At 44.3% G+C, this 7,588-nt stretch carries 5 protein-coding genes; 4 read left to right on the top strand and 1 reads right to left on the bottom strand.

From position 1 onward, the window contains the following. Window positions 1-322: 322 nt before the first annotated feature. The 4 genes from lolA to parE all read left to right on the top strand — a co-directional run bounded on the left by lolA (window position 323) and on the right by parE (window position 7,054). Window positions 323-973 carry an outer membrane lipoprotein chaperone LolA gene (lolA, locus tag A3735_RS12810; RefSeq protein ID WP_068511490.1) on the top strand — a complete coding sequence of 217 codons (651 nt, stop codon included), beginning with the start codon at window positions 323-325 and terminating at the stop codon, window positions 971-973. Between the two features lie 11 nt (window positions 974-984). Beyond that, window positions 985-2,352, top strand: coding sequence for a replication-associated recombination protein A (locus A3735_RS12805; protein ID WP_068511488.1), 1,368 nt, complete (start codon window positions 985-987; stop codon window positions 2,350-2,352). A gap of 98 nt (window positions 2,353-2,450) precedes the next feature. After that, window positions 2,451-5,072, top strand: coding sequence for a S8 family serine peptidase (locus A3735_RS12800; protein WP_068511485.1), 2,622 nt, complete (start codon window positions 2,451-2,453; stop codon window positions 5,070-5,072). Window positions 5,073-5,149: 77 nt separating this feature from the next. Next, window positions 5,150-7,054: a DNA topoisomerase IV subunit B gene (parE, locus tag A3735_RS12795; protein ID WP_068554448.1), complete on the top strand. Its 1,905-nt coding sequence runs from the start codon at window positions 5,150-5,152 to the stop codon at window positions 7,052-7,054. Between the two features lie 30 nt (window positions 7,055-7,084). On the opposite strand, the gene A3735_RS12790 is transcribed toward parE, so the two are convergent. After that, complete coding sequence (locus A3735_RS12790) at window positions 7,085-7,450, bottom strand: ribosome recycling factor family protein (protein WP_068516094.1); 366 nt, start codon at window positions 7,448-7,450, stop codon at window positions 7,085-7,087. Window positions 7,451-7,588: the final 138 nt, after the last annotated feature.

The following is a 7,588-nucleotide window of genomic DNA, read 5'->3' as shown; positions in this document are numbered from 1 at the left end:
TTCAAAATGATCACCATTGTTAGAAGTGGAAATATCTAAACCACTGATCCTCAAGTGTAGTTTAATGAGAGAAGATCGCTAGTGGGTGAGTGATTCTGAATCAATTTTTGTGGCTCTAGATATGCCGATATGTAGTGTTTTAAGTGGTGAATAGGGGCTGAGCGTTTAGAATTCGGGTTGTTATCTATGCAAATAGCCAAGATGATAAGATGAACAACAATTATCTTTTCAGCTTTGTTTCATGTGTTAAAGTTGCGTTCTAGCGAAAGGCTTACGCTTATTTAGGGTGTATACGCCTTGTATTACTTGTTATGGACACACTATGTATAGATTTATTTTCTTCTCCGTTTTATCTCTTTTTACCTGTTCAGTTTATTCAGCACCTGAAACGCAAGGCTCTGCACTGGATGAGCTTGTAGAGTCTCTGAATAGGATAAAAACTCTTTCTGCGACTTTTGTACAATATTCTGTTGATCAGCGTGGTGCACGTATTCAGGAGTCTAAAGGTGAGCTTAAAGCAGATAGAGCAGGCAAATTCTTCTGGCGTACCTATGAACCGCTCGAACAAATTGTTATCTCTGATGGAAAGGAGGTAACTGTTTATGACCCTGACTTAGAGCAGGCAACTATCCAAGCTGTGGGCTCGCAGGTGCAAACGACTCCCGCAATATTGTTTAGTGGTGATACTCAAAAAATTGGTCAGCTATTTGAGGTAGAAATGGCATGGTTTGAACCATCAATAAGGCAGTTCACTTTAAAGCCAAAATCAGAGGAAAGCTTATTTGAGGGGCTGAAGTTACGTTTCTCTGGTTCGAATGTGAGCGAACTCCGGATCACAGATGCTTTAGGGCAAGAAAGTACAATGAGCTTTATTCAGTCGCAAGTTAATTTAGAGCTGCCAAGTAATACCTTTACGCCTGAATTACCAGAAGGTACTGACATTATTAGAGATGTCCAAATACCCGGCTCATAGGTAGATAGAAAATGTCTTTATTCGATGACGCGCCGCTTTTTAGTGAATCCCAGAAAGAATCTACAAGCAAACGCTATGCGCCTTTAGCTGCGCGTGTAAGACCTGCAGACCTGTCAGAGTATGTTGGTCAAAGTCACCTGGTAGGGCCTTCTCGTCCATTAAGGCAAGCCATAGATAAACAAGCTCTTCATTCTATGATCTTATGGGGGCCGCCTGGCGTCGGCAAGACTACTTTTGCGAATCTATTAGCTGAGCACTTCGATGCCAACTTCTTGCCCTTATCTGCAGTATTGAGTGGTGTGAAAGATATCCGTTCGGCGATTGAACAGGCAAAGATGTATCGTCAACAAACGGGTAGGGACACAATACTTTTCGTAGATGAAGTCCACCGCTTTAATAAGTCCCAGCAAGATGCTTTTTTACCCTTTGTTGAAGATGGCACTGTTATCTTTATCGGCGCGACAACCGAAAACCCCTCGTTTGAATTGAATAATGCATTACTTTCACGTGCAAGGGTTTATGTATTAAAAAAGTTGGACTCGCACGAAACCGCTTTGGTTATAAGCAACGCTTTAGCGCATCGAAATGGCTTCCCCGATATTGACGTGAAAATAGACGAATCGCTAGTCGATATTTTGGCAAAGGTTGCAGATGGTGACGCTCGCAAGGCCTTAAACTTTCTTGAACTAGCAGTTGATCTGGCGGATAGAGATGCTAAGCGGTGCGTCGTTAGTAAAGAGAATATTGAAGAGGTTATCCAAAGTTCGCTTAAGCGCTTCGATAAAGGCGGAGACATCTTCTACGAACAAATATCTGCTCTGCATAAATCTGTTAGAGGTTCTGATCCCGACGCCGCGCTATATTGGTTTGTCCGTATGATTGATGCCGGTTGTGACCCTCTATATATAGCCAGGCGCGTAGTTAGGATGGCGAGTGAGGATATTGGTAATGCAGACCCCCGAGCGTTAACACTTGCTTTAAATGCCTGGGATGTTCAGGAGCGCTTAGGTAGCCCCGAAGGTGAGCTGAGTATAGCGCACGCTGTGATTTACTTAGCTGTCGCCCCAAAGAGCAATGCGGTATACAGCGCTTTTAATGCCTGTCGACGTTTGGTGCAGGAAGGCGGAGATGAGACAGTGCCAATGCATTTAAGAAATGCGCCTACACAGCTCATGAAAGATCAGGGTATGGGAATGGAGTACCGTTACGCTCATGATGAGCCTGATGGCTTTGCTGCTGGTGAATGTTATTTTCCTGAAGACCTTGCTGGCACGCAGTTATATCACCCGGTAAATCGTGGTTTAGAGCTAAAAATTGGCGAAAAAATGGCGCGTCTCAGGCAGTTAAATGCAGAGTCAGAACAAAAAAGATTTCCCTAACTTTGCTACAATTTACTAATAGACTATTTATTCGCCCTAGTCCTAAGGTTGATTTATTGGCGTTAAGTCTTTAGCTATCAGTAATCGAGATTTCATATATGAGTACACACCCTTTTTTAAAGCTGCTATTGAGTATCCTGGCCTTGTCCTTAGTTGCTTGTGGAAGCGGTAGTAAGCTGAGTGATGATACTTACGATGGCTTGGTGACAATCGAAGGCCAGGTGAGCGTAAAGCCTGATACCAATGTAGATCTTGATGTTGAGCAAACATGCTCCACGCTTAGTGAGCAGAATAACTCTCTTTTTTCGGCCCAGCTGGTTAGTAACCCGATTACAATTGGAGGCTACATAAATGGCAAGTCTCAGGATCTTGGTTTTTGCTATCAGTTTGAGGAAGATCTTGATGATTATTACCGAGTTTCCTTGGTCGAAGGCCAGACTGTAAGTTTAAGTGTCTTTCCTGCTAACGAAGAGGAATTCAATATCAATGCCCTTGTTGAACTCAGGGCAGTAGATCAGTCTGGCGTCGTTGTGGCTGAACTATCTATATCAGAACCGGGTGCCAAATCTTTAGTTGTTCCCCTTACCAATGAATACTATGTGCGCGTAGCCACAACACAAGGGCACGATGCGCTACTGTATACGCTATCGCTTTCACAAAACTTAAGTGCTGATAATGCACGCCTGCTAAGTGAAGCGAGTCGCTTAGACTTCGTGCCAGGCGAGGTGCTACTTGCATTCGATCAGAGTTCAAGTGCTCAAGGCGCATCAACACGCAGTCGTTCACTTGATAGCTTGCAACGGACTTTAGTAGAGCGCTACGGACTAGAATATTCCAAGCGGGCGGGTTTGAGTGCAGAGTTATTTCGTTTCGATGCGACCGTTAATAGTAACTTAAGAGTAAATTCAAGCACCTCTTGGTCCAAGGCTAGTAAGCTCGAAAGAAAATGGCGAACGCTGGTTTTGTTAGAAGAGCTAAAAGCACTAGATGGTATTGAGGTCGCAGAGCCAAACTACTATCGCCGAGCTACCTTCGTCCCGAACGACAGTCGTTATTCAGAACAGTGGAATCTGTCACTACTTAAGGTTGAAGATGCATGGAATACTGCTACAGGTGACGGGGTAATTGTTGCTGTCATCGACAGTGGAATCAATCCCGATCATCCTGATCTGCGCAACCAGTTGACTACAAGTGGTTACGATTTTATTTCCGACACAGAATATTCCGGAGACGAAGACGGTTTCGATGATGACCCTACGGATTTGAGTCGAGTGCATCATGGTTCGCATGTTGCTGGAATTGTCGCTGCCCAAAGTAATAATAGTGAAGGCATATCGGGTGTAGCATTTAATTCAAGAGTCATGGCTCTTCGCGTTCTAGGGGTAGAAAATGAAGACGGTGTTAGCCAAGGAACCGATGCGGACTTGGCGAATGCGATCATGTATGCAGGAGGCTTAGACAATGATAGCGGTGAGCTGCCTAGTGACCCTGCCGATGTGATCAATCTTTCTCTCGGTGGCGAAGGCTTCTCTGATACCTTGAAGACCGCAATCGATGCAGTTATTGCTAAAGGCATTATCGTAATTGCTGCAGCGGGGAATGAGTCGAGTAGCGAAAAGTTTTATCCGGCTGCATTTGACGGTGTGACGGCAGTGAGTTCGGTGACGTCAGAGTTAGCCTTATCCGGTTTTTCTAACTACGGAACATACATTGATGTGGCAGCGCCCGGCGGCTCTTCCAACGAGCAATCTACGATTGAAGGTCAGCAAGGTATTATCAGTACTGTCTCTGGGGCGGGATATAGTGAGTACCTAGGAACCTCAATGGCCGCCCCCCATGTTTCAGGTGTGGCTGCGCTAATGAAGTCGGTAGATCCTGATCTCAATGCTTCAAGTTTTAGCTACGCATTAGAGAACGGCCTCATCACTGACTTGATTGGTGGTTCATCCAGTTTCGGCAATGGCCTAATTAATGCGCATAAAGCCGTTGCATGGGCATCTGGAAGCAACGATATACCTGACTCCTTGTATTACTTTCCGCAATCGTTCTCTTTCTTTAATGATGCTGTCAATGCAAAGCTATATTTGTCTAACCCAGGCAATGGTAGCGTTATTGTCTCCGGTATTACACCAAGTGAAGCTGACGCCAGTTGGTTAGATGTTCGTCAGGATGATACAGATTCCAATGGTTTAGGGATCTATACGGTAGAAATTAATAGTGCAGCGATTCCAGTAAACACCTTTAAGAAAGGTAGTTTGATCATAGAATATCAAATAAATGATGGTGCGGTGCAAACTGCATCGCTTGATGTAATCGCATCGAATACTATTTCTGGTAACGAATCGGTCGGTAATCTTTATATATCGCTTATTGCCTTAGATGAGGTTTTGAACGCTTTGCCAGAAGAACCTATTTTTGCTACATCTACCGTGGCAGGATCTTTGTCTGACGGTGTATACAGCTATCGCTTTGAGAATATCCCGGTCGGCGAGTATTTTGTTAGAGCAAGTACCAATAATGATGGCGATGAGCGCTCATTTGACGATGGAGAAGCAAAAGGAATCTATCCGAATTACTACTCGTTCGAGACCTTAAACGCAAATCGGGAAGTGATCAGTGGCATTGACTTTAGTGTTCAGTTCTTTGAATCAAATATCGAGGCTCTCGATGTGCTTGAGATTGGTGCGAGTCACTACCCCTTAGACTTAAGTGAAGACTAGGTATTGGCAGCCTCTCTATTCTCGGTTAAGCTTCACTAAATAAAATCCCTCCTCATTAATAGCAGCATAAGAAGTATATGGCAGACAATAACTCATCTCCGAAGCAATATAACGCCGACTCAATCGAAGTACTAAGTGGTTTGGACCCGGTTAAGAAAAGACCGGGGATGTATACTGAAACCACTCGGCCCAATCACCTTGCTCAGGAAGTAATCGATAACAGTGTCGATGAAGCGCTTGCGGGTCACGCCAGTAAAATTGATGTTGTATTGTATGAAGATGGTTCTTTGTCAGTTGCCGATAACGGGCGCGGGATGCCCGTAGATATTCACTCTGAAGAAGGTGTACCAGGGGTAGAACTAATCTTAAGTAAGCTACATGCTGGCGGTAAGTTCTCCAATGAAAACTACAACTTCTCGGGCGGTCTACACGGCGTTGGTGTATCGGTTGTAAACGCTTTGACTACCAAGCTTGAAATTTTGATCAAGCGCGATGGAAAGCTACATAAGATAGCCTTTGCTGACGGTTTTAAAACTGAAGACTTACATGTGATTGATTCGGTGGGTAAGCGTAATACGGGAACGGAGTTACGCTTTTGGCCTGATGCACAATACTTTGATACGGTGAAGTTCTCAGTTAGTCGTTTACGCCACATTCTTCGTGCCAAGGCCGTATTGTGTCCTGGTCTGGCAGTTACTTTTACTAATAAACAGACCGATGAAAAAGACGAATGGCACTTCCAGGATGGCTTAAAAGACTACCTATTGTCGGCAACTAACGGTCTAGAAACTTGCCCCTCAGCCCCTTTTAGTGGATCAATGGCCGGTAATACCGAAGCTGTAGACTGGGCCATACAATGGTTAGTTGAAGGTGGTGAGATAACTCAGGAGAGCTACGTTAACTTGATACCTACTGCTCAAGGTGGAACGCATGTTAACGGCTTTCGTACCGGCTGCTTGGAAGCGATGAGAGAGTTTTGTGAGTTCAGAAACCTCCTTCCGCGTGGTATCAAACTGAGCTCTGAAGATATATGGGACAAGAGCTGTTTTGTTCTATCAGCCAAGCTTCAAGACCCTCAATTTTCCGGACAGACTAAAGAGCGCCTATCTTCGCGTGAAGCTGCCGCCTTTATTTCCGGTGTCGTCAAAGACTCCTTCAGTTTGTGGCTTAATCAGCATACTGATGATGCTGAAAAGTTAGCAGAGCTGTGTATCAGTAATGCTCAGAAGCGCCTAAAAGCAGCGAAGAAAGTTGTTCGTAAGAAAGTGACCTCCGGCCCGGCATTGCCTGGTAAGCTTGCTGATTGCTCTGGTGTAGAGACTATGAACTCCGAGTTGTTTCTAGTAGAGGGTGACTCGGCTGGTGGCTCAGCCAAACAGGCGCGTGACCGTGAATATCAAGCGATTATGCCGCTCAGAGGTAAGATCCTAAACACATGGGAAGTAGACTCTGGTCAGATTTTAGCCTCACAAGAAGTGCATGATATCGCAGTAGCCTTGGGGGTCGATCCAAATTCAGAGGACTTAGAAGGCCTACGTTACGGTAAAGTTTGTATCTTGGCAGATGCTGATTCAGATGGTCTTCATATCGCAACCTTACTTTGCGCTTTGTTTGTTAAACACTTTAGAACTTTGGTCGAACGTGGTCACGTGTTCGTTGCGATGCCACCATTATATCGAATTGATATCGGTAAAGAGGTTTATTACGCGTTAGACGAAGCTGAACGAAAGGGTATTCTTGACCGTATCGAAGCGGAAAAGAAAAGGGGAAAAATAAACGTCCAGCGCTTCAAAGGGCTAGGTGAAATGAACCCGCTTCAGCTGCGTGAAACAACAATGGCCCGTGACACTCGCCGCCTAGTGCAACTTACCATTGATGATCATGACCTCACCAACGAGAACATGGATATGTTATTGGGTAAAAAACGTGCCGCAGATCGTAAAGCCTGGTTAGAAGAGAAGGGCGATCTAGCTGAGATTTGATCTTAAATATTGGCCAAATAGCTTATCGGCTTAAAGCCATTCAAGTTCGTCAAGCGCTTTACGCGCTTCTGCAAGACTGCAATTAGTTTCAGCAACGAGCTGATTAACTGTAATCGCCGGTGCTTGGCGCGCAATGGTGACTAACTGTTCATGTGAGTGCGTCTTTTCTTGTTGCGCGAGCAACTTGGCAATCCATAGCCAGCTTGGCTCATCTGAGTTGTATAGTTCGTTGACAACCGTTTTCTTATCTTGATAAGACAGCTCTAGCTTCCAATTACGTGATCGACCTTTTCTAGTGAGTTTTCCTCCATTCTTTTTCAATAGAGCTTTTAATTGATCCGTATGTTTTGTGCGTCTTACTAAGCTGTTTAGTGTTATTTCTATATGAGTGTTCATATTGAGCTTGTGTACAAAACCTGTACTAACTTTTAAGGTGGTATAAATGTCACGAAAATGTCGACAGCTTTGTTTTCTAAAAATGTTTAGATATTCCATTATTGATTTTTAGATAGTCATAGTGACTATCATATCAAA

Source organism: Oleiphilus sp. HI0061 (assembly GCF_001635675.1).
Note: the sequence above shows the minus strand (reverse complement) of the source record. Positions and strands in the feature narration are given on the sequence as shown.

What these genes read in the sequence shown, in the direction of transcription:
- lolA (WP_068511490.1), top strand. Translation starts at nt 323, where the DNA reads ATGTATAGATTTATTTTCTTCTCCGTTTTATCTCTTTTTACCTGTTCA.
- A3735_RS12805 (WP_068511488.1), top strand. Translation starts at nt 985, where the DNA reads ATGTCTTTATTCGATGACGCGCCGCTTTTTAGTGAATCCCAGAAAGAA.
- A3735_RS12790 (WP_068516094.1), bottom strand. Translation starts at nt 7,450, where the DNA reads ATGAACACTCATATAGAAATAACACTAAACAGCTTAGTAAGACGCACA.
- parE (WP_068554448.1), top strand. Translation starts at nt 5,150, where the DNA reads ATGGCAGACAATAACTCATCTCCGAAGCAATATAACGCCGACTCAATC.
- A3735_RS12800 (WP_068511485.1), top strand. Translation starts at nt 2,451, where the DNA reads ATGAGTACACACCCTTTTTTAAAGCTGCTATTGAGTATCCTGGCCTTG.